Consider the following 21,228-nt stretch of genomic DNA (forward strand, 5'->3'; position numbering starts at 1 on the left):
TAAAAAATTCCAAAACCAACTATTGGAATTTGGAATTTCCCCGTAAGGGTTGGAATTTAATAATTTAGCCATCTATAAAGCTCCTTCCATGTTGGTTTTTTGCCATACATCAAAATACCAACACGGTAAATTTTTGCAGCAAACCAAACTACAAGGAAAAAGGTAGCAAACAATAATGATACCGAAATCGCAATTTGCCACCAAGGCACGCCAAACGGAATACGCATTAACATGACAATTGGTGACGTTAACGGAATCATTGAAAATACTACCGCAACGGTTCCGTGTGGATCATTTACTACTGTAAAAAATCCTATGTAAACGCTTAAAATAAGCGGCATAATAATAGGCAAAAGAAATTGTTGCGAATCGGTTTGATTGTCTACTGCTGCTCCAATTGCTGCATAAAACGAACTATACAAAAAGTAACCTCCGATAAAATAAACCACAAAACCAATCAGGATACTGGCAATTGGTAAATTCCATAATTCACTAATGTACATTTGTGCTTTTCCTCCCATTTCATGTTGTGCCGATTGCATTAATTCAGGAGAAATTCTGGCTGTTGGTCCAACATTTACTCCGAAAAATGCCGAAGCTGCAAACATTAATCCAAGTCCAATGATGGCCCAAATCATAAATTGCAATATTCCTGCAAGCGAAGTTCCAACAATTTTACCAATCATTAATTGAAATGGTTTTACTGATGAAATTATGATTTCGATAATTCGGTTTGTTTTTTCTTCGATAACACTTCGCATCACCATGTTTCCATAAATGATAATGAACATCATTATCAAATATCCGAAAGCACCACCAATACCGATTTTGATTTCGTTTAATCCTTTTAAACTTTCTTCACCGGATGCTTTTGCCAAATGAATATTAACTTTAGCCTGAGCTTTCTGAATCGCAAGTGTATCTAAATTGGCTTTTTCCAGATTTAGTTTTGTGATCTTTCCTGCAATAACATCCTGTGTATTTTCAATAAAAGCAATACTCGGACTGTTATTCGAAATAAATTCTATTTTACTTTCTAAATCCTTTAAATTGTTTGTTTTTGGAATCACAATCAGACCACTAAAATCTTCCTTGGCAATACTGTCTTTCAAAGATTGTGTATCGATTTCAGACAAATTAAGGTATTTGTATTCTGCATCTTTTTTATTCTGTTTTACAAAATCATCTGCAAATAACCCCGTTTCGTCGTGAATAGCAATTCGTTTAGTATCTGCTTTCATTGAACTCAAATACCCTATAAAAACAGCAATTGCCACAAACAAAAGCGGACTCAAAAAAGTCATGACAACAAAAGACTTATTGCGGACTTTTGCAATAAATTCTCTTTTTATAATCAGCGAAATGATGCTCATAAATATTTTAATTTTCAAATTCTAAATTCCAATTTTAAAACGTTCAAATTGGAATTTGGAATTTATTTTTTGGGATTTTAGTTTTTGCTCTCTGTAACCGTTTGAATGAAAATATCGTTTACACTTGGAATTTTTTCTACAAAATGTGTCACTTGTCCACGTTGCGTTAAAATATTCAATAACTCATTTGGCGCAGCATCTCCAATTTGGATGTTTAATTTCAAATCATCATTTAGTGATTTAAAATTTGCTGGCGAAACCGTAAACTTCTGTGTAATATCATACATCAAACCTTCAACATTGCTTGTGAGGATTCCAACTTCGAAACTATTGGTTTTAAACTGACGTTTTACATCGCTCAGTTTTCCTTCAATTAATTTATTCGATTTATGAATTAAAGCAATATGATCACAAAGCTCTTCCACACTTTCCATTCGGTGTGTCGAAAAAATAATCGTTGCACCCTGTTCTTTCAATGCCAAAATTTCATCTTTAATAATATTGGCATTAACCGGGTCAAAACCAGAAAAGGGCTCGTCAAAAATCAGCAATTTAGGCTTATGCAAAACACAAACCACGAACTGAATTTTCTGCGCCATTCCTTTTGAAAGCTCTTGAATCTTTTTGTTCCACCAACCCTGAATTCCCAAGCGGTCAAACCAATATTCCAATTGTACTTTTGCCTCGGCTTTAGAAAGTCCTTTCATCTGCGCCAGATACAAACATTGTTCTCCCACTTTCATAGAAGTATACAAACCTCTTTCCTCAGGCAAATAACCAATAGTCTGCACATGTTTGGGCTGCAATTTTTCTCCATCCAAAATAATCTCGCCACTATCTGGCAAAGTAATTTGATTGATGATTCGGATAAGGGAAGTTTTTCCAGCTCCATTCGGACCTAATAATCCGTAAATACTGCCCTTTGGCACATTTAATGAAACTTCGTTAAGCGCTACATAATCACCGTATTGTTTTACGACTTTATGTACTTCGAGTAAGTTGCTCATGCGATTTTTTAGATTTTCTGCGGTCAATTTGACCATTGTGGCTTTGCGCCTGTAAAAGTAAATAATTCACAGCGAATCTGAGTACTAATACGCAAAAAACCCATCCTAAATTTATGTTAGAATGGGTTTTATATTTATTTAAACATTTCTAAAAAAGTTTAGCTTATGAAAACATATCTTTTACTTTTTCAAAAAATGATTTTTCAGATTTTTCAGGACTTGGAACAAAGTGTTCGTCGTTAAGAGCATTTTCAAAGAATTGTTTTTGCTCTTTGTTCAACGTTTTTGGTGTCCAAACATTTACGTGAACCAGTAAATCTCCGCTTCCGTAACCATTAATACTTGGAATACCTTTTCCTTTTAATCTTAATATTTTACCAGATTGAATTCCTTCTTCCAGTTTAATACGAACTTTTCCGTTGATTGCTTCGATATCTTTAGAAACACCTAAAACAGCCTCTGGAAAACTAATGTATAAATCAAAGTGAATATTTTCACCTTCACGTTTCAAAAATTCGTGTTCTAGTTCCTCAATTGCAACAATCAAATCACCAGGAACACTGTTTCCTGGAGCATCATTTCCTTTGTTAGAAACTTTCAATTGCATTCCGTCAACAACTCCTGCAGGAATTTTGATAGAAACCGTTTCATCTTCCAGAATCATTCCTTGTGCATCTGCTTCAGAAGGCCTTTTATCTAAAATTTGTCCAGAACCACCACAAGTAGGACATGTTGATGCAGATTGCATTCTTCCTAAAATTGTGTTGGTTACACGCATTACCTGTCCCTGACCGTTACAAGTCGAACACGTTTTGTACGTTACACCTTTAGCCTGAACTTTACGTTTTACTTTTACTTTTTTCTCAACTCCATTTGCAATTTCTTCTAAAGTCAATTTAACTTTAATTCGAAGATTACTTCCTTTAGCGCGACGAGGACCACCTCCGCCTCCACCGAAACCGCCAAATCCTCCACCAAAAATATCACCAAACTGACTGAAAATGTCATCCATATTCATACCACCATGACCACCGCCAAATCCGCCAGAACCATCAAATGCCTGATGTCCGTATTGATCGTATTTTGCTTTTTTGCTAGGATCGCTTAAAACTTCATAAGCTTCTGCCGCAAGTTTAAAATTTTCTTCTGCCTCTTTGTCGCCTGGATTTTTATCCGGGTGATATTTCAACGCACTTTTTCGGTAAGCTTTTTTTATTTCGGCAGCGTCAGCATTTTTTGAAATGCCTAGTATTTCGTAAAAATCTTTTTTCATAATTAGGTTAAATTCCAAATAACAAACCCCAAATTCCAGTACTTAAAAAGCTGGATTTTAGAATTTTATTTGCATTTTTAGTTTCCAATAACCACTTTAGGGAAACGAATAATTTTGTCTCCTAATTTGTATCCTTTTTCAATAACGTCAACAATTTTACCTTTCAATTTGTCAGAAGGCGCAGGAATTTGAGTAATTGCTTCAGCAAAGTCAGCATTAAAAGCATCACCTGATCTAACTTCAACTTGCTCTAAACCTTTAGCTAATAAAGTGCTTTTAAGTTTTTCGTGAATCAATTCAACTCCTTTTTTCAAATTTTCATCGTCAGACTTGTTGATCTCTACTGTCGCTCTGTCAAAATCGTCCAAAACAGGAAGCATTGCTAACAAAACTTCTTGGTTTGCTGTTTTAAACAGATCCATACGCTCTTTTGAAGTTCTTTTTTTGTAATTTTCAAATTCGGCAAATAATCTCAAAAATTTATCTTTTTCTTTTGCCAAGTCTTGAGCCAATTGCTCTTCAACACTTAATTCTTCAACAATTAATTGCTCACCGTTGGCATTGTTTTCTAACGTTACATCATCTAATTCCTGATCGAACTCTGTATTTTCCGTAGTCATATTACTTTTATTTTTAAAAATATCTTTAAACTTCATTTTTATTCTTTCTGTTGGATTGCAAAAGTACTGCCAAATCTCTTAAAATGTCAAATTGTCACTTTATTAAAAATGAGAGGGTTAAAAAACTACAACAGCACCATAAAATTTAGTATAATTTTAAGACTATTACGTTATAGTTTATAGTATATTTGGTATCCAAAATGAAAAACTAAATTATTACCTATCAAAATTGAATTTAAGGGTTGGCTTCGGCCTCATAAATAATTATTAATTCAAGTTTACCTTATATTAAAAAAAAGCTTCGTCTTAAGAGACGAAGCTTTTTTTATGCTTATCCCTACCTAAAACCTGAAAAGCGAAAAAATTTTACCGCAAAGGACGCAACGTTTTTTACTTTTAAGCTTTTTAAAAACACAAAGTTCGCAAAGCTTTCTATTGATATAGCTTTGCGAACTTTGTATTTTTTAAAAGTACTCTTAAACAAATTCTTTGCGTCCTTTGCGGTAAAAAAATTGCACGGGCGGAGGGATTCGAACCCCCATCAACGGTTTTGGAGACCGCTATTCTACCCTTGAACTACGCCCGTAACTTAAGGTGGGCAAATTAAAAGTTTTTTTTCTTCTCCAGCAACTATTTCAACAAGAGATTTTAAAAGAAATCCCTTTAAATCTGGGCAATCTACAGCAAAAACCTACGTTTCAAACAGTTAACCTAACAAAGTATTTTTCAATCCTTCGAAATCAACTGAAACCTGCTCGCCTGTCACTAAATTTTTAACTGAATACGAATTTGAAGCAATCTCCTGCTCGCCTACAATTACTGCAAACGGAATTAATCTTTTATCTGCATATTGAAACTGTTTTCCAACTTTTACATTGTCCGGATACAATTCCACTTTTATATTTTCTTTTCTCAATTTCTGAATCGCCTGCGAAGCATACAACGCCTCAGCATCTCCATAATTAATAAACAACGCTTTTGATGTTGCCGCAACTGTTTCCGGGAATAATTGCAATTCTTCCAGAACTAGGTAAATTCTATCTAAACCAAAAGATATACCAACACCACTCATGTTCTTCAAACCAAAAATACCCGTCAAATCGTCGTATCTTCCGCCACCTCCTATAGAACCCATCGAAACTGTTTTTGGAGCCGCAACTTCAAAAATAGCACCTGTATAATAATTCAATCCGCGCGCTAATGTCACATCAAGATCTAATGTCGCAGTCGACAATCCTAAAGTAGCCACATTGTCACAAATAAATTTTAATTCCTGCACTCCTTTCATTCCTTCTTCTGATGAAGCTAATAAATCTGAAAGCTGGTTTATTTTATCTGAAAAAGTTCCTGTAAAACTAAAAAGCGGCTGTACTTTAACCAAAGCTTCTTCAGAAATCCCTTTTTCGATCATTTCTTTTTTAACGCCGTCTTCACCAATTTTATCCAGTTTATCAAGAGCAACCGTAAAATCAATCAATTTGTCAGAAGCGCCAATTACTTCAGCAATTCCAGATAATATTTTTCTATTATTGATTTTGATGGTAACACCTTCTAATCCTAATGATGTAAAAACAGTATCATACAACTGAACCAATTCTACTTCCTGCCACAACGATTTTGAACCTACAACGTCAGCATCACATTGATAAAATTCTCTGTAACGCCCTCTTTGTGGTCTGTCAGCTCTCCAAACTGGTTGGATTTGATATCTCTTAAACGGAAATTCAATTTCGTTTTGGTGCTGGACAACGTATCTCGCAAACGGAACTGTTAAATCGTAACGCAACGCTTTCTCTGAAATTTTTCCTGTGAATTTATTCAGCTCAATTCTTTGACTCAAATCAATTGTTTCAGCCGAATTAACTTGCAACGATTCAATAGATTCTGGTAATTCAATTTTATTTTTATTGAAGAAGAAATTACCTGAATTTAATATTTTAAAAATCAAACGATCACCTTCTTCACCATATTTTCCCATTAAGGTATCTGAATTTTCAAACGAAGGCGTTTCAATCGGTTGAAAACCAAATTTCTCAAAATTATTTTTTATCGTCTGAATAATATATTGACGTTTTGACACCTCGGCAGGTGAAAAATCTCTTGTTCCTTGTGGGATGCTTGGTTTTGAAGCCATCTTTTTTATTTTAGATTTCTGATTTTAGATTTTAGATTTCTTTGAGACCTAAAATCTAAAAACTTTAAAATTAATTTATTTCTAGATTTTCTTTTAGATTGTTCGCTCTTTGGACTTTCGACTTTATGACTTTCCAACTTTCGACTTAAATAAGTCTGCAAATATCTTATTTTTTAAAATAAATATTGGCAGTTCGAAAACAAACTTGTAACAAAAAACGTATTTTCGTGACAAATTGGTCATGATGCTAAAATTATTTAAAGAAAATATCCGAATTGCTTTTGGTTCCATCAAAACACAATTGCTGCGAACTATTCTTACCGTATTAATCATCGCGATTGGTATTACAGCACTTGTTGGAATCCTGACAGTTGTAACGGCTCTTGAAAATACCGTTTCGACCAATTTTGCTTCTATGGGAGCCAACACCTTCAACATCAATCAATACGAAAACAACGTTAAAAATCGTGGCGGAAATGAACGCGAAATTGTAAACCCCATTATTTCTTACCCAGAAGCGGTTGCTTTCAAAAACAAATACAAATATCCTTTTACTGAAACTTCTCTTTCCTTTACCGCAACATCAACAGCCGAAGTAAAATATTTAGATCAAAAAACAGATCCGGAAATCAAAATCCTAGGTGTCGACGAACATTTTATAAGCAACTCAGGATTAGAAGTAAAACTAGGCCGTTCTTTCAATCAATTTGATATTGACAACAATACGTATTCCTGTGTTGTAGGTTCTGATTTTGAAAAAGGTTTATTAAAAGATGTTAATCCAATTGATAAAATAATTTCGATTCGTGGTGCCCGTTTTAAAGTCATAGGCGTTTTAAAAGAAAAAGGATCAACGTTTGGAAACAGCCAGGATTTACGTGTCTTGATTCCAATTCAGGTGGCACGTTCCTTATTTACGGCACCAAACATCAATTATACAATGAGTGTAATGGTTTCTAAAAAAGAACTTCTTGACGAAGCTGTTGACAACGCCACAAGTACCATGCGAAGAGTCCGTAAATTAAGTCCGGTTCGTGATAATAATTTTGGCATTGGCCGAAGCGACGATTTAATCAACCGAATTTTGGGAATTACTCAATATTTAGGATGGGCAGCCTGGATCATAAGCATTATTACCATTTTAGGATCATCAATCGCATTAATGAATATTATGATTGTTTCGGTAACAGAACGTACCCGCGAAATTGGTGTTCGTAAAGCTTTAGGAGCCACAAAAATTACCATTTCAGTTCAGTTTTTTATTGAAACTTTATTAATTGGGCAAATTGGAGGATTAGTTGGTATTGTATTAGGAATTCTGGTAGGTTCTGCTTTTGCAGCCGTAATGAATTTCGCATTTGTAATTCCGTGGATGGCAATTTTTGCTGCTTTTGCTACCAGTTTTGCCGTAGCCATTGTATCAGGATTATATCCCGCAATAAAAGCTTCTCAACTCGATCCTATTGAGGCTTTACGTTACGAGTAGTTTTATTTATTTGAAGCAGAATGAATAGCCTTATAAGACGTCTTGTCCCACTATCCGTTGCAATCTTTTTTGCTGAACCCCAGCAAAAAAGGATTTCCACTACTATCGGGGCTAGATTAGAAGTTTTTAACTTTTAAGAACTTTTGTTAACCTTTAAAAATTAAGCAATAAAGTAAAATTACAGATAAAAGTGACCGGAAATCTGAAGAATACTGAGACCGAAAACTAAATACTCCCTTTCATCATTCGGTCATTATCGTAAATATCTTTTTTTAATTCAATATTTTTAAAATCCATTGTTTCCAACAAATCCTTCATTTCTTTTCCTAAATACTGATTGATTTCAAAAAACAACTGACCATTTTCTAAAAGATTACTTTTCGCCAAAGCAGCTATTTTTCTGTAAAAAATCAAGGCATCATTATCATCCACAAAAAGAGCCAAATGTGGTTCGTAATCCAGGACATTCTTTTTTATTTCTTCTTTTTCTAAATTCCGAACATAAGGCGGATTCGAAACAATAATATCAAAATTACAAGTAAGTACATCAGCTTCTAAAATATCTAAAAAGACAAAAGTCACATCTACGTTATTATTGATAGCATTTCTCTTTGCCGTTTCAATCGCTTTTTTCGAAACATCAATTCCAAAGACTTCAGCATTCGGGAGATTTTTCGCCAAAGAAATAGCAATACAACCACTTCCTGTTCCGATATCTAAAATTCTAAGTTTTTTAGTTTTATCAGCTATTGAATTTTCATTGATAATCCATTCAACCAATTCTTCTGTCTCTGGCCTCGGAATCAAAACATTTTCATTCACTTCAAAATCCAAACCATAAAAGCTTGTTTTTCCCAGTAAATACTGAATCGGAACTTCTTTTTTTAATTGCCCCAACAATGAATTCCAAACAACAAAATCGCTTTCTGAAAAATTCAATTCATGATTTAACGCCAGGTCAATTTGCCTTAATTGATGCCTGTCTTCTAAAATTAAATAGAAAAAACTTTCCGCTTCATACGCATCGTAAAAAGGCGATAATTCTTTTATAAATTGAGTGCGGTATTGTTTAATTTTCATTTCGGGTCTTTGAGTATTATCTTTTGGCGCAAACCAATTTTCCTTCAAATAAGTATTGATAAACCTAATTTGTTACACTTTAATTTTTCAAATCTTTCAACATCCAAACTGGGCACGAACAATGACCGGTAGACCCCATTGGCGCATCTAAATATTTAAAACCTGATTTTTTATATAATTTTTGAGCCGCATGCATAAACGGCATTGTCTCAATATAACATTGCTCAAAACCAAAAACTTTAGCCTGCTCCAAGCATGTCTCCATCATTTTACTACCAATTCCCAAACCTCTTGTTTCAGGTAAAAAGTACATTTTTTGCAGCTCACAAATTAAAGGATCTCCATTTTCTAAAGGAGCAATTCCGCAACATCCTACTATTTTACCTTCATTTTCAACCACAAAATAAACAGATTGTGGCTTATTATATTCCTCAAACATCAAATCTAAATAGGGATCCTCATAGGCTGTACCCACTTTTGGGATTTCCATTTCATCAAAAACTGATCTTATTAATTTTGCAACTGCCTGATTGTCTTCTTTTTTAATTTCTCTAATTAGCCAATTTTCCATATTAAGTTTATTCGTGTAATATCTACAAAAGTAAAAATAGTTTTTTGATAGTTTCTTATCATACATCAATAACTATAGGACTAAACTCAAAAATAATTACTTTTGTACCGTGAATACACATGAGAAATACATAAAGCGCTGTATAGAACTTGCTAAAAATGGTTTTGGAACAACTTACCCAAACCCAATGGTAGGAAGTGTAATTGTTTACAATGACCAAATTATAGGTGAAGGCTGGCATAAAAAAGCCGGAGAACCACATGCAGAAGTTAATGCGGTTCGCTCTGTAAAAGACAAATCGTTGCTTAAAAAAGCTACTATTTATGTGAGTTTAGAGCCTTGCAGTCATTTTGGAAAAACACCGCCGTGTTGTGATTTAATTATTGCAAATGAAATTCCGAATGTCGTTGTTGGAACTGTAGATCCAAACGAAAAAGTAGCAGGAAAAGGGATCAAAAAATTAATTGAAGCCGGCGTTAATGTTACCGTTGGGATTTTAGAAACCGAATGCTACGAACTAAACAAACGCTTTTTCACTTTTCATAACAAGAACAGGCCTTATATTGTATTGAAATGGGCCGAAAGTCAGGACGGCTTTCTGGCACCAGAAAAACAAATTGATCAGGAACGAAAACCAGTTTGGATTACCAATACCTATTCCAGACAATTGGTTCATAAGTGGCGAAGTGAAGAACAAGCCATTTTAGTTGGAACTCAAACTGTAATTGATGATAATCCGAAATTAAACGTTAGGGATTGGTACGGGAATAATCCTGTAAGAGTTGTTTTAGATCAAAATAACCGCATTTCAAAAGAGAGTTTTATTTTTGATGACAGTGTAAAAACCATCATATTTACGAAATCTGAAAGTAGCTTTTCAGCAGAAAACACTACCTTTGAAGTAATCGATTTTAATCAAAATATAATTCCACAGATTTTAGCTGTTTTGTATCAAAACCAAATTCAGTCTATTATTATAGAAGGCGGACTGAAGACTTTACAAGCTTTTATCGACCACGATATTTGGGATGAAGCTCGTATTTTTATCGGAAAAAACACTTTTGCTAAAGGAACAAAAGCTCCAATTATACAAAAGAAAACCATAGCCAAAACCTGCATTCAAAACGACGAATTAATACACGTTAGAAATCATGATTGATACTATAATTTTTGACTTTGGAGATATTTTTATCAATTTAGATAAACAAGCTACTATTTCGGGATTGCAGAAACTAGGTATGACCGAATGGAATTCAGAATTTGATCGTTTGAATCTTTTGTTTGAAACTGGAGATATTTCGCATGATGATTTTTTAGCAGGTTTTCAAAAACAACTTCCAAATGCTTCAATCGAAGATATTCTGGAAGCGTGGAATGCAATTCTAGCAGACTTTCCATTATATCGATTAGAATTTCTACAAATGCTTTCTAAAAAATACAGATTGTTTTTATTGAGCAACACTGATTCGATTCATATAGAAACTTTCGAAACCAAAAGTGGCATTTCGTTTTATAGCGATTTCTACCAATGTTTTGAAAAAGTTTATTTTTCTTTTGAAATTGGAAAACGAAAACCAAATGCTGACGTTTTTCAATACTTAATTAACAAACACGAGTTGTCACCAAAACGAACTTTATTTATTGACGATAAAAAAGAAAACACTGACTCAGCTGCAGCTTTAGGTTTTAATATATGGAATTTACAAGTGGGTCAGGAAGATGTTGTGGATTTATTTGATAAAAAAATACTTTAGCCTCTTAACCGCAAAGCTCGCAAAGGGTTTACGCAAAGTTCGCTACAAAGCTTTGCGAACTTAATAAAGTCAACTAAGAATACACCAAAAAAATATACTTTGCGCTCCTTACGGTTAAATTAACGCTGTGGCAAAAAAACAATATAATTTAGAAATTTTACTTTTGGAATATAACGATACCTATCAAACCATTGCTTTTGAATCAGAAGAAATACTTTTTAAAGAAAAAGGAAGTAAATTCTTTGGCTATGCATTTCCCATTTCAACTGAAGAAGAAGTAAAACCTATTATTGAAAACTTAAGAAAACAACATCCTCACGCGGTTCACTACTGTTATGCTTATCAATTGGGCACGGCACCAAAAATATCTTATCGTGCCAATGATGACGGCGAACCAAGTAATACAGCCGGCGCTCCTATTTATGGCCAAATACAGTCTTTTGGATTAACAAATGTTTTGGTTGTTGTAGTTCGAATTTTTGGTGGAGTTAAATTGGGTGTTGGCGGATTGATTGCTGCTTACAAAACAACTGCACAAATGACACTTGAAGTTTGTGAAATTGTCGAGAAAACCATCGACGTTCATTTTTTAATCTCTTTTGATTATAAAAATATGAATAAAGTTATGCGTGTTATCAAAGAAAAAAAACTGGAAATTAATTCTCAGGAAATGGAAATTAACGAAGATTCCGGACTTCCAATTGGCAAAATAATCACAAAAACACGAAAAAAAAATGCCGAATCCGTATTCGACATTTTTGATTTAATGTTTGAAATCGATATAAAAATTATATAAATTGATATAAAAACCTACCTCGTTTTAACAATTATACAAGTGTTTTAAACAATTCTAAAATATAATCCGGAGGGGCAGTTGGACGACCTGATTTTAACGAAATAAATACTAAAATAAACACAGCAGTTGTTAATAACTCATTCGCTTCGTTAAAGATCGCACAGTCGAATTCAATCTTAACAGAAGATTGACTTTTGAAAGTAGTATGAATCGTAAGAAGCTCATCATAACGCGCCGATTTTTTATAATTTATTTGCATAGAAACAATTGGTAATCCGATTCCGCTTTCTTCCATACTTTTATACGAAATCCCTTTGTCTCTAAGCCATTCCACGCGTCCGATCTCAAAATATGGCACATAATTTCCGTGATAAACAACCCCCATTTGGTCTGTTTCAGAGTAACGAACACGCACTTGCGTTTGATGATTTTTCATTATTTATTGATTAAAAAAAATTAACTTCCCAAAGTTCACTTACAACATTTTTTTATAAAATTAGACCCCAAAATATTTTTTTTTACAGAAATTTGTTCACATATTTGTTATCCTGAAAAACGGAAAAATTTTGCTCCTTTTTTATTAGGAGAATCTTTATCAATAATAAAAAATTTATCTGAATCTATGACTAAAACTGCTCAATCGGTATGGGAAAACTGTTTGTCTTTTATAAAGGACAATATTCAAGATCAAGCATATAAAACTTGGTTCGAACCAATCAAATCAGTTGAGCTAACCGACAACGCATTATATATTCAGGTACCAAGTAAATTTTTCTACGAATGGCTCGAAGAGCACTACGTAAAATTATTGAAAGTTGCGCTTACCAAAGAACTAGGAAAAAACGCAAAGTTACTCTATAAAATTAAAATGGAGAACACTTATGGCAATAAACAACCGTTTACCGAACAGTTGCCAAGTGCCAACAGAGTGCCAATGAAACCGCAAGAGGTTGATGCTCCGTTTAAAAACTTAAATCCTGAACTTAAAAATCCTTTTGTAATTCCCGGAATTAGAAATTTAAAAATTGAGTCGCAATTAAATGCCAACTACAGTTTTGACAATTTCTTAGAAGGAGATTCAAACCGTTTGGCGCGCTCTGCAGGTATGGCTGTTGCCAATAAACCTGGAGGAACGTCATTTAATCCGTTATTGATTTTTGGTGGAGTTGGTTTAGGAAAAACACACTTAGCCCATGCTATTGGTGTTGAAGTAAAAGATAAATATCCTGAAAAAACGGTTTTATATATTTCTGCCGAGATTTTCACACAACAATATATTGATTCGGTTAAAAAGAATAATCGTAACGATTTCATTCACTTTTACCAATTAATTGACGTTTTGATAATTGATGATGTTCAGTTTTTATCTGGAAAATCAGGAACTCAGGACGTATTTTTCCACATTTTCAATTATCTGCACCAAAACGGAAAACAGGTAATTTTAACTTCGGACAAAGCTCCTGTTGATATGCAGGATATTGAACAACGTTTATTATCCCGTTTTAAATGGGGATTATCTGCTGAGTTACACCAGCCGGATTACGAAACTCGTATTTCAATCTTAAAAAACATTTTGTATCGCGATGGTGTTGAAATGCCGGAAGACATTATTGAATATGTTGCCCGCAATATCAAAACTAACGTTCGTGAACTTGAAGGTGCAATTATTTCATTAATTGCTCAATCTTCTTTCAATAAAAAAGAAGTTACAATCGAGTTGGCGAAAAGTGTTGTAGAGAAATTTGTTAAAAATGTGAAGAGAGAAATCTCTATCGATTATATTCAAAAAATTGTGTCTGATTATTTTCAGTTGGATATTGAAACACTTCAATCGAAGACCAGAAAAAGGCACGTTGTTCAGGCGAGACAATTGGCTATGTTTTTTGCAAAGAAATTCACTAAAGCTTCTTTGGCAAACATTGGCTCACAAATTGGAGATCGCGATCACGCTACCGTATTACATGCTTGTAAAACAGTTGACAATTTAGTTTCTACAGACAAACAATTCAAAAAATTTGTCGAAGACATCAACAAAAAACTAACGCTATAAACGCGAATCATGCCGGTAAAAATTTTAATGGTTTGTTTGGGAAATATTTGCAGATCACCTTTAGCAGAAGGAATTCTGGCCTCTAAATTACCAAAAGACAATTTCATAGTTGATTCCGCTGGAACAGGATCCTGGCATGTAGGGCATGCACCTGACAAACGCTCAATTGCAGTTGCCCAAAAAAACGGCTTATGTATTGACAATCAAAAAGGAAGGCAATTTAAAACTTCAGATTTTGATGAATTCGATTATATCTATGTTATGGATAATTCGAATTACCGCGACGTCATTCATCTTGCCAAAACTTCTGAACATAAAGAAAAAGTTTATCTTATTTTAAACGAATTATTTCCGGACGAAAATGTAGATGTGCCAGATCCTTATTTTGGAGCTGTTAATGGTTTTGACAACGTTTACCAAATGTTAGACGAAGTGGCTGACATCATCTCTGAAAAGCTCATCAAAAGACATTCTTAATTTATCTGTTTTCAATTGTTTAATTATTAAATAATTGAAAATTTTCATTTTATAATCTATAAAATAAATCACATGAAACTTCTAGGAAAACTATATTTAATTCCAACCACAATGGGCGAAAGCGATCCGATGGATGTTTTACCACAAACCGTAAAAAGAAGTATTGATTTTATAGATCATTATATTGTTGAAAACGAAAAAACGGCCCGAAAATCAATAAAAGCAGTTTCTCCTGAAAAGAAACAATCAGAATTAATACTTTTCACACTTAATAAACGCACAGAACCAAGCGAACATTTAGACTTCATCAAACCGTTGTTAGAAGGGAAAAATGTTGGATTAATGAGTGAAGCCGGTTGCCCGGGAGTTGCAGATCCAGGTGCTGTAATTGTAAAATTAGCGCATGAAAAAGGAATTCAGGTTGTACCTTTAGTTGGTCCTTCTTCTATTCTATTAGCGATGATGGCATCCGGAATGAACGGTCAGAGTTTTACTTTCAATGGCTATTTACCAATTGATAAGGACGAGAAAAAATCGGCATTGAAACATTTTGAAAAATTATCTCAGGATAAAAATCAATCACAAATTTTTATTGAAACACCTTATAGAAACAATAAATTGGTTGAAGATATTTTACAGATTGTAAATCCATCAACACATTTATGTATTGCTACTGATATTACTTTGCCAACAGAATTTATCAAAACAATGCGAGTTTCAGATTGGAAAAAATTAAAAGTCGACCTTCATAATCGACCTACTATATTTATCATCCATAAAATGTAATACAAAAATTGTTTATTTCTTACAATTCCTACTTTCAACATAGTAATTTATCGCTTTTTTTCGTACTAAAAAACAAATAAAGCAGTACATTTTCCTCTTAAAAAAAACCTCCAAAATCCTGTTTAATTAACAATCAATAAAGATAACTTTAACGCTTCTATATTAGTATAAGAGTTACTTTTATCTGATTAAAAAAAATTGTTCAAAGCCTTGAACTTTAATGATTTAACAAGAAAAACATCATCAAAAAGGGGAAGAAAAAAAAGAAGCCTTCATATATTTTAAATCATTAAGATTAACCTAAACTATTAATAATTTAAAAAATAAAATATCATGAAAACATTTCTTTTATTTTTATCTTTTTTTAGTTTAACGGCAAACTCTTTTTCACAAGGTGAAAACTCTGGATTAAAAGAGGGCGAAATTAAAATGGACGAACTACCTGCAGTTGTAATTAAAAGCGCAGGAAAAGACTTTTCTGTTTACTTACCAGACAGAAATCCAGATGCACATGTCATTGCACTTCAACAAGAGTTTATTTCTTATAATTTAGGAAAAGACTACGAAGGCTTTGACTCTTTTTTAGTAGTCTTAGAATGTCCAAAAGGCTCTTTATCTGCAACCTATAATCACAATGGAAAGTTAACCAGTGTAGTTGAAAATTATGAGAATGTAAAGCTTCCTGCTAAAGTAATTTACGCCATCTACAAAGAATATCCTGGTTGGACCATAGTAAAAGACAAATTTCTTTATACCCAAAAGGAAGGTGATATCAAAAAAAAGGAATATAACCTGAAAATCGCAAAAGACAATACTGTTCGTAAAATTGTTGTAAAACCAAATGGGGAAATTGTAAAATAAGAAAAAATCCAAAAACAAAAGACATTAAAATACAGCTTTCTTTTAATGTCTTTTTTATGCTTTAAAAATAAAAAATCATTTTACTTTAAAAAACAATTACTTTTATAAATACAATTTTTGTAAATATAATTATGAGTAAACTTCCAAATATAACTACTAGTATTTTTACGGTAATGTCTAAAATGGCAGCAGAATATAATGCGATTAATCTTTCGCAGGGGTTTCCAAATTTTCCTGTTGATGAAAGACTAACAGACATTTTAGCGAGGTTAACAAAGGAAAATGTGCATCAATATACACCAATGGCAGGTTATCCGCCTTTGATGAATCAGATTGCTAAATTAATTCAGAATTCTTATAACAGAACTATCAATCCTGATAGAGAACTTCTGGTTACAGCCGGAGCAACACAAGGAATTTTCACTACAATTTTAGCTTTAATTAAAACTGGTGATGAAGTAGTTATTCTGGACCCGAGTTATGATTCTTATGAATCTCCCGTTTTACTTTGTAATGCAAAACCTGTTCGCGTTGCTTTAAACGATGATTACACACCCAATTGGGAAACTATCGAGAAAGCCTGCTCATTAAAAACCAAAATGATTATTATCAATAATCCGCATAATCCGACAGGAAAAATTTTGACGGAAAATGATTTTTTAGAATTAGAAAAATTACTTTCAAAATATCCTGATTTATTGGTTTTATCTGATGAAGTTTATGAATACATCACTTTTGAAGAAAAACATATTTCAGCCCATACCAAAGATTTTCTTTTAAATCGTTGCATCATGGTTTCTTCCTTCGGAAAATCATTTCACATTACAGGCTGGAAAATTGGTTACACCGTGGCGCCAGAATATCTAATGAAAGAAATCAAAAAAGTACATCAGTTTTTGGTTTTCAGTGTTAATAGTATATCTCAATTTGCTATCAGCGAATATTTAGATGTTGTTGATGTGAATTTACTTGGAAAATTTTATCAGGAAAAACGCGATTACTTTCAAAAACTCCTTCAAAACAGCCGATTTGAATTAAAACCCTGTGAAGGAACTTACTTTCAGGTAGCTTCTTATGCTACTATTTCTGATGACGACGATGTAACATTTTGTAAAAAACTAATCACAGATCATGGGGTGGCTGCAATTCCCATTTCTACTTTTTATTCCGATCATAAAGATCAAAAATTAATACGTTTTTGCTTTGCCAAAGACAGCTTCACATTAGAGTCAGCAGCAAAAAAATTGTGCGATATATAAATTTTATCAAAATTTTATAACATTGTTATGCATGCATCCTATTATTTTAATTAATATTGTAAAAAAAGAAAAGTATGAGCTATACAGATAAAATGTTACGTGACGATGCTTTAAAGGGCAAAGTTATTGTAGTTACAGGCGGTGGAAGTGGTTTAGGAAAAGCGATGACTAAATATTTCTTAGAATTAGGAGCTCAGGTGGCAATTACTTCAAGAGATTTAGAAAAGCTAAAGAATACTGCAACAGAACTTGAAGCTGAAACTGGTGGAAAATGTTTACCGCTTCAATGTGACGTTCGTCATTATGAGGAAGTAGAAAATATGCTTCAGGCGGTTTTGAAAGAATTTGGAAAAGTAGATGTTCTTTTGAACAATGCTGCCGGAAATTTTATTTCACCAACAGAACGTTTATCTGCAAATGCATTTGATACTGTTATCGATATTGTATTAAAAGGTTCAAAAAACTGTACACTTGCTTTTGGAAAACACTGGATTGACAGCAAACAAACATCAGCTACTATTTTAAATATTGTAACAACTTATGCCTGGACAGGTTCTGCTTATGTAGTACCAAGTGCCACTGCAAAGGCGGGAGTTTTAGCCATGACAAGAAGTTTAGCTGTAGAGTGGGCAAAATACGGAATCCGTTCTAATGCCATTGCGCCGGGACCATTCCCAACAAAAGGGGCTTGGGACAGATTATTGCCTGGAGATCTTGCAGAAAAGTTTGATATGGCAAAAAAAGTACCTTTAAAACGTGTAGGAGATCACCAGGAATTGGCCAATTTAGCAGCTTATTTAGTTTCTGATTTTTCAGCTTACGTAAACGGAGATGTTATTACAATTGACGGTGGCGAATGGTTGAAAGGTGCCGGACAATTCAATTTATTAGAAGCAATTCCGGAAGAACTTTGGGATCAGCTTGAAATGATGATTAAAGCAAAAAAGAATAAATAATTTTACGTGCTTACTAAATTCAGAATATTTTATTAAAACTATACTGATTGCACTAAATCCCGATAGCATTGCTGTCGGGATTTTTTTTATCATTTTCACCATATAAGTGTTATAAGTTCAGTTAAATAATACTTTGTTTAAATATCTGTTTGCTTAAATTTACTTATATTACTTATATGGTTTAAATAAATAATATGCTTACACAATTCACTTAAATTATTATTTTTGCCAGACAAATATATAATATCAAATTTATGCTCATTATTGGACTTGCAGGAGGAACAGGAAGTGGAAAAACAACAGTAGTACATCAGATCATGACTGAATTACCCGACACTGAAGTTGGTGTAATTTCTCAGGATTCGTACTATAAAGAAACAACCAATTTATCATTTGACGAAAGAGCATTAATTAATTTTGATCATCCAAGATCGATTGATTTTGAACTATTGGTAAAGCACCTTAAAGCTTTAAAAGCAGGCGAAACAATTGATCAGCCTGTGTATTCTTTTATACAGCACAACAGAACTGACGATACCGTATCGACACATCCTCGAAAAGTAATGATTGTTGAAGGTATTCTAATCTTAACCAATCCGGAGTTACGCGAACTTTTTGATATCAAAATTTTCGTTCATGCCGATTCTGACGAAAGATTAGTGCGCCGTTTAAAAAGAGATATTTCAGAGCGCGGACGTGATATCGACGAGGTTTTAAACCGCTATCAAAACACTTTAAAACCTATGCATGAACAATTTATCGAGCCATCAAAAGCTTTTGCAGATATCATTATTCCAAATGATAAATACAATACTGTAGCAATTGATGTAGTTCGTGCCGTAATTAATCAGCGAATTTTATAATTTTTATTGTAAATTTAGTCCATAATAATTAGGAGCTGTTTCCCGCTATACGTTACAATCTTTTGTGCCGAACCCCGGCACAAAAGGATTTTCACTTCTATCGGGGCTAGAAAGACGACTCAAATCTCTAAGATACAATCGATTAATTAAAAATGAAAATAAAGAATCCATATAAAGACAAATCATGGTTTAAATTCCTGGGCAATAAATATGTTTGGGTATTGCTGTTTTTTGTTATCTGGATGTTATTTTTAGACAATTATTCCTATTTTGACCATCGTTTTTTAGATGGGCAAATCAATGAATTACAAGACAATAAAAAATACTATCAGGAAGAAATAAAGAAAGATCAGGAACAGATCAAACAACTTAAAAATCCTGAACAAATAGAAAAATATGCTCGCGAAAAGTACTTTATGAAAAAAGACAGCGAAGATATTTACATCATCCAATTTGAAGGAGACACCATTCAAGATCAAGATAAAGACAAAGAATAATTAGAAAAACACCCAATGGCCACTACCCTATTCGACGATTTTAATCCTATTTCATCCAAACAATGGAAACAAAAAATTCAGTTTGAATTGGATGGAGCCGAATACAACCAAACTGTAATTTGGAATTCTCCCGAAGACATTCAGGTAAAGCCTTTTTATCACAGAGATGAATTTTCAAAAGCGGCTGCCGTACAAACTGAGGCTTCAAATTTTAAAATCTGTCAAAATATTTTTGTTTACGACATCGAGAAATCGATTCAAAGAGCTATTAATACAATTGAAAGAGGTGCTGAAAGTTTACGTTTTACAATTGAAAATGAAAAAATAGACATCCAAAATTTACTGGAATCACTTCCTTTAGAAAACAGAATCGTTTACTTTAATTTGAATTTTATTTCAATCGATTTCGTAAAAAAATTAGAAGCTATTTCTTTACAAAAAAAAGCTATTTTTTACTGTAATATTGATCCAATTGGACATTTTGCAAGAGAAGGAAATTGGTTTCCAACCTCAGACAAAAATAATTTTGAAACGATTGATAATATTGCAAAAGCAACGGCAAACCTTTCATTACTAAGTATTGATCTGGGTTTATACCAAAATGCCGGCGCTAATATCACACAGCAAATTGCTTATAGTTTGGCACATGCAAACGAATATTTAAATCGTTTACCCAATATTACCAAGCCATTTGTATTTCAGGTTTCTGTTGGAACAAATTATTTCTTTGAAATTGCAAAACTTCGTGCCTTGCGAATGCTTTTTAAATTAATTGCAGAAGAATATAATCCTGACATTGAATGTCATTTATTGGTTACACCGACCAAACGCAATAAAACCATTTACGATTACAATGTTAATATGCTTCGTACGACAACCGAATGCATGTCGGCTATATTAGGTGGTGCTGATTCCGTTGCGAATCTGCCTTATGATGCCTTATATCATAAAGACAACGAATTTGGAGATCGAATTGCCAGAAATCAATTATTAGTTTTAAAACACGAAAGCTATTTTGACAAAGTTGACAACCCTGCCGATGGAAGCTATTACATCGAAAGTTTAACGACACAATTAGCAGAAAAAAGTTTGACTTTATTTAAAGATATTGAAGCAAACGGAGGTTTTCTGAAACTTTTGAACGACGGAACAATCAAAAAGAAAATTCAGGAAAGTGCAGCAAAAGAACAAGAGTTATTCGATTCAAAAAAAGAAGTTTTACTAGGAACGAATAAATATCCAAACAAAGAAGACAAAATGAAACACGATTTAGAATTGTTTCCTTTTGTAAAAATAAAACCAAGAAAAACATTAATTACACCCATAATAGAAAAAAGATTAGCTGAGAAACTGGAACAAGAGCGATTAGAACTTGAATAAATCTT

General features: G+C 33.2%; 21 protein-coding genes and 1 tRNA gene. 13 read left to right on the forward strand and 9 right to left on the reverse strand.

The annotated features are described in order from the left end of the window. Window positions 1–56 precede the first annotated feature (56 nt). The 6 genes from BUA98_RS13190 to hisS all read right to left on the reverse strand — a co-directional run bounded on the left by BUA98_RS13190 (window position 57) and on the right by hisS (window position 6,407). The gene (locus BUA98_RS13190; RefSeq protein ID WP_072973204.1) at window positions 57–1,373 is read right to left on the reverse strand and encodes an ABC transporter permease; all 1,317 of its coding nucleotides are present in this window, start codon (window positions 1,371–1,373) and stop codon (window positions 57–59) included. Window positions 1,374–1,450: 77 nt separating this feature from the next. Then, window positions 1,451–2,380: an ABC transporter ATP-binding protein gene (locus tag BUA98_RS13195; RefSeq protein WP_072973315.1), complete on the reverse strand. Its 930-nt coding sequence runs from the start codon at window positions 2,378–2,380 to the stop codon at window positions 1,451–1,453. Between the two features lie 163 nt (window positions 2,381–2,543). Beyond that, entirely contained in the window at window positions 2,544–3,653 is a 1,110-nt protein-coding gene (gene dnaJ, locus BUA98_RS13200) for a molecular chaperone DnaJ (RefSeq protein WP_072973206.1), read from the reverse strand. A gap of 77 nt (window positions 3,654–3,730) precedes the next feature. After that, window positions 3,731–4,309, reverse strand: a complete 579-nt coding sequence (locus tag BUA98_RS13205) for a nucleotide exchange factor GrpE (RefSeq protein WP_072973207.1) — start codon at window positions 4,307–4,309, stop codon at window positions 3,731–3,733. A gap of 479 nt (window positions 4,310–4,788) precedes the next feature. Then, window positions 4,789–4,859 (reverse strand) — tRNA-Trp (locus BUA98_RS13210). A 120-nt stretch (window positions 4,860–4,979) separates the two neighbouring features. Continuing rightward, window positions 4,980–6,407 carry a histidine--tRNA ligase gene (hisS, locus tag BUA98_RS13215; protein ID WP_072973209.1) on the reverse strand — a complete coding sequence of 476 codons (1,428 nt, stop codon included), beginning with the start codon at window positions 6,405–6,407 and terminating at the stop codon, window positions 4,980–4,982. A 241-nt stretch (window positions 6,408–6,648) separates the two neighbouring features. Here hisS and BUA98_RS13220 point away from each other — a divergent pair, with 241 nt between their 5' ends. Further along, entirely contained in the window at window positions 6,649–7,893 is a 1,245-nt protein-coding gene (locus BUA98_RS13220; RefSeq protein ID WP_072973211.1) for an ABC transporter permease, read from the forward strand. Window positions 7,894–8,118: 225 nt separating this feature from the next. On the opposite strand, the gene prmC is transcribed toward BUA98_RS13220, so the two are convergent. Further along, window positions 8,119–8,973, reverse strand: a complete 855-nt coding sequence (gene prmC, locus BUA98_RS13225) for a peptide chain release factor N(5)-glutamine methyltransferase (protein WP_072973213.1) — start codon at window positions 8,971–8,973, stop codon at window positions 8,119–8,121. 79 nt (window positions 8,974–9,052) lie between these two features. Then, on the reverse strand, window positions 9,053–9,544 hold the full coding sequence (locus BUA98_RS13230; protein WP_072973215.1) for a GNAT family N-acetyltransferase: 492 nt from the start codon (window positions 9,542–9,544) through the stop codon (window positions 9,053–9,055). Between the two features lie 109 nt (window positions 9,545–9,653). Between BUA98_RS13230 and ribD the strand changes: the two genes are divergently transcribed. From ribD to BUA98_RS13245, 3 genes are all read left to right on the forward strand, one after another. Continuing rightward, window positions 9,654–10,703, forward strand: coding sequence for a bifunctional diaminohydroxyphosphoribosylaminopyrimidine deaminase/5-amino-6-(5-phosphoribosylamino)uracil reductase RibD (ribD, locus tag BUA98_RS13235; protein ID WP_072973217.1), 1,050 nt, complete (start codon window positions 9,654–9,656; stop codon window positions 10,701–10,703). Beyond that, window positions 10,696–11,298 carry an HAD family hydrolase gene (locus BUA98_RS13240; protein WP_072973219.1) on the forward strand — a complete coding sequence of 201 codons (603 nt, stop codon included), beginning with the start codon at window positions 10,696–10,698 and terminating at the stop codon, window positions 11,296–11,298. Before ribD ends, BUA98_RS13240 begins: the two co-directional genes overlap by 8 nt. 163 nt (window positions 11,299–11,461) lie before the next feature. Further along, a complete protein-coding gene (locus BUA98_RS13245) occupies window positions 11,462–12,094 on the forward strand; it encodes an IMPACT family protein (RefSeq protein ID WP_072973316.1) in 633 nt (210 codons plus the stop codon). A gap of 31 nt (window positions 12,095–12,125) precedes the next feature. On the opposite strand, the gene BUA98_RS13250 is transcribed toward BUA98_RS13245, so the two are convergent. Continuing rightward, window positions 12,126–12,530, reverse strand: coding sequence for an acyl-CoA thioesterase (locus BUA98_RS13250; protein ID WP_056196383.1), 405 nt, complete (start codon window positions 12,528–12,530; stop codon window positions 12,126–12,128). A gap of 186 nt (window positions 12,531–12,716) precedes the next feature. On the opposite strand from BUA98_RS13250, the gene dnaA reads away from it, so the two are divergent. The 9 genes from dnaA to BUA98_RS13295 all read left to right on the forward strand — a co-directional run bounded on the left by dnaA (window position 12,717) and on the right by BUA98_RS13295 (window position 21,223). Beyond that, entirely contained in the window at window positions 12,717–14,144 is a 1,428-nt protein-coding gene (dnaA, locus tag BUA98_RS13255) for a chromosomal replication initiator protein DnaA (protein ID WP_072973220.1), read from the forward strand. Between the two features lie 9 nt (window positions 14,145–14,153). Beyond that, the gene (locus BUA98_RS13260; RefSeq protein WP_072973222.1) at window positions 14,154–14,621 is read left to right on the forward strand and encodes a low molecular weight protein-tyrosine-phosphatase; all 468 of its coding nucleotides are present in this window, start codon (window positions 14,154–14,156) and stop codon (window positions 14,619–14,621) included. 72 nt (window positions 14,622–14,693) lie between these two features. After that, window positions 14,694–15,407, forward strand: a complete 714-nt coding sequence (locus BUA98_RS13265; protein WP_072973224.1) for an SAM-dependent methyltransferase — start codon at window positions 14,694–14,696, stop codon at window positions 15,405–15,407. Window positions 15,408–15,740: 333 nt separating this feature from the next. Then, window positions 15,741–16,268, forward strand: coding sequence for a hypothetical protein (locus BUA98_RS13270; RefSeq protein WP_072973226.1), 528 nt, complete (start codon window positions 15,741–15,743; stop codon window positions 16,266–16,268). Between the two features lie 131 nt (window positions 16,269–16,399). Continuing rightward, on the forward strand, window positions 16,400–17,527 hold the full coding sequence (locus tag BUA98_RS13275) for a methionine aminotransferase (protein WP_072973228.1): 1,128 nt from the start codon (window positions 16,400–16,402) through the stop codon (window positions 17,525–17,527). Between the two features lie 74 nt (window positions 17,528–17,601). Beyond that, the gene (locus BUA98_RS13280; protein WP_072973230.1) at window positions 17,602–18,483 is read left to right on the forward strand and encodes an SDR family oxidoreductase; all 882 of its coding nucleotides are present in this window, start codon (window positions 17,602–17,604) and stop codon (window positions 18,481–18,483) included. Between the two features lie 254 nt (window positions 18,484–18,737). Beyond that, a complete protein-coding gene (gene udk / locus BUA98_RS13285) occupies window positions 18,738–19,346 on the forward strand; it encodes a uridine kinase (protein ID WP_072973231.1) in 609 nt (202 codons plus the stop codon). A gap of 152 nt (window positions 19,347–19,498) precedes the next feature. Beyond that, window positions 19,499–19,843, forward strand: coding sequence for an FtsB family cell division protein (locus tag BUA98_RS13290; RefSeq protein ID WP_072973233.1), 345 nt, complete (start codon window positions 19,499–19,501; stop codon window positions 19,841–19,843). Window positions 19,844–19,858: 15 nt separating this feature from the next. Further along, entirely contained in the window at window positions 19,859–21,223 is a 1,365-nt protein-coding gene (locus BUA98_RS13295; RefSeq protein ID WP_072973235.1) for a methylmalonyl-CoA mutase subunit beta, read from the forward strand. Window positions 21,224–21,228: the final 5 nt, after the last annotated feature.

The organism is Flavobacterium saccharophilum (genome assembly GCF_900142735.1).
Classification (GTDB): Bacteria; Bacteroidota; Bacteroidia; order Flavobacteriales; family Flavobacteriaceae; genus Flavobacterium; species Flavobacterium saccharophilum.

Bases quoted from the DNA above. Each gene is read 5' to 3' on its own strand.
- BUA98_RS13190 (WP_072973204.1), bottom strand. From the start codon at position 1,373: ATGAGCATCATTTCGCTGATTATAAAAAGAGAATTTATTGCAAAAGTC.
- BUA98_RS13195 (WP_072973315.1), bottom strand. From the start codon at position 2,380: ATGAGCAACTTACTCGAAGTACATAAAGTCGTAAAACAATACGGTGAT.
- dnaJ (WP_072973206.1), bottom strand. From the start codon at position 3,653: ATGAAAAAAGATTTTTACGAAATACTAGGCATTTCAAAAAATGCTGAC.
- BUA98_RS13205 (WP_072973207.1), bottom strand. From the start codon at position 4,309: ATGAAGTTTAAAGATATTTTTAAAAATAAAAGTAATATGACTACGGAA.
- hisS (WP_072973209.1), bottom strand. From the start codon at position 6,407: ATGGCTTCAAAACCAAGCATCCCACAAGGAACAAGAGATTTTTCACCT.
- BUA98_RS13220 (WP_072973211.1), top strand. From the start codon at position 6,649: ATGATGCTAAAATTATTTAAAGAAAATATCCGAATTGCTTTTGGTTCC.
- prmC (WP_072973213.1), bottom strand. From the start codon at position 8,973: ATGAAAATTAAACAATACCGCACTCAATTTATAAAAGAATTATCGCCT.
- BUA98_RS13230 (WP_072973215.1), bottom strand. From the start codon at position 9,544: ATGGAAAATTGGCTAATTAGAGAAATTAAAAAAGAAGACAATCAGGCA.
- BUA98_RS13240 (WP_072973219.1), top strand. From the start codon at position 10,696: ATGATTGATACTATAATTTTTGACTTTGGAGATATTTTTATCAATTTA.
- BUA98_RS13250 (WP_056196383.1), bottom strand. From the start codon at position 12,530: ATGAAAAATCATCAAACGCAAGTGCGTGTTCGTTACTCTGAAACAGAC.
- dnaA (WP_072973220.1), top strand. From the start codon at position 12,717: ATGACTAAAACTGCTCAATCGGTATGGGAAAACTGTTTGTCTTTTATA.
- BUA98_RS13260 (WP_072973222.1), top strand. From the start codon at position 14,154: ATGCCGGTAAAAATTTTAATGGTTTGTTTGGGAAATATTTGCAGATCA.
- BUA98_RS13265 (WP_072973224.1), top strand. From the start codon at position 14,694: ATGAAACTTCTAGGAAAACTATATTTAATTCCAACCACAATGGGCGAA.
- BUA98_RS13270 (WP_072973226.1), top strand. From the start codon at position 15,741: ATGAAAACATTTCTTTTATTTTTATCTTTTTTTAGTTTAACGGCAAAC.
- BUA98_RS13275 (WP_072973228.1), top strand. From the start codon at position 16,400: ATGAGTAAACTTCCAAATATAACTACTAGTATTTTTACGGTAATGTCT.
- BUA98_RS13280 (WP_072973230.1), top strand. From the start codon at position 17,602: ATGAGCTATACAGATAAAATGTTACGTGACGATGCTTTAAAGGGCAAA.
- udk (WP_072973231.1), top strand. From the start codon at position 18,738: ATGCTCATTATTGGACTTGCAGGAGGAACAGGAAGTGGAAAAACAACA.
- BUA98_RS13290 (WP_072973233.1), top strand. From the start codon at position 19,499: ATGAAAATAAAGAATCCATATAAAGACAAATCATGGTTTAAATTCCTG.
- BUA98_RS13295 (WP_072973235.1), top strand. From the start codon at position 19,859: ATGGCCACTACCCTATTCGACGATTTTAATCCTATTTCATCCAAACAA.